General features: G+C 42.8%; 1 protein-coding gene. It reads left to right on the top strand.

Annotated features, from left to right (window positions below):
- Nucleotides 1-89 precede the first annotated feature (89 nt).
- Nucleotides 90-600 (top strand): LysR family transcriptional regulator (locus BCT81_RS18590; RefSeq protein ID WP_133152656.1); only part of this gene is annotated, 511 nt, incomplete at its 3' end.

The raw sequence follows: 600 nt of genomic DNA, 5'->3' as shown, positions 1-600 counted from the left end.
ACTGTAGGGAATGACGGAACTGGTGAATTGTGAAATAGAGAGTGACGCGTTTGTAGTGCCGAACAATTGGAAGTAACACATGAGAGAAGATGATGCTTGATATCAATTTGTTGAACACGTTTGTGACGTTAGCTGAACACAAACATTTCGGTAAGGCGGCCAACGCTCTACATATGACACAGCCAAACGTAAGCTTGCATTTAAAACAACTTGAACAGCTCACACGTATCAAGCTGATAGAAAGAAGCCCATTTCAGCTAACTCAAGCGGGCGAAAGGCTCTTAGAAACCAGCAAAAGAACCTTGCTTGAGTTGCAGGTATGTCAGGCTGATCTCAATGCGATTAATGACCTAAAAATTGGCACGCTAACCATTGCAGTTAGTGACATTATCTCTCGATTTTTATTGATTCGTCCTTTCCAGAAATTTAAAGCGCAATACCCGGGTATCGACCTCACATTGCTCAATACCACCTCATCTCAAGCATCGAGTTTGGTGAAGAACGCTAAGGCTGACCTTGGTTTTGTGATTGCGAAAGAGCAGCATAACGAGTCGCTCTATTTTACTAAGCTTCAAGAGTTATCATGGTGTGCACTAGGAG

It is taken from the genome of Vibrio sp. 10N.261.52.A1 (assembly GCF_002876325.1).
Taxonomy (GTDB): Bacteria; Pseudomonadota; Gammaproteobacteria; order Enterobacterales; family Vibrionaceae; genus Vibrio; species Vibrio chagasii.
The sequence above is the reverse complement of the archived record's forward strand: the minus strand, read 5'-3'. Positions and strand labels throughout refer to the sequence as shown.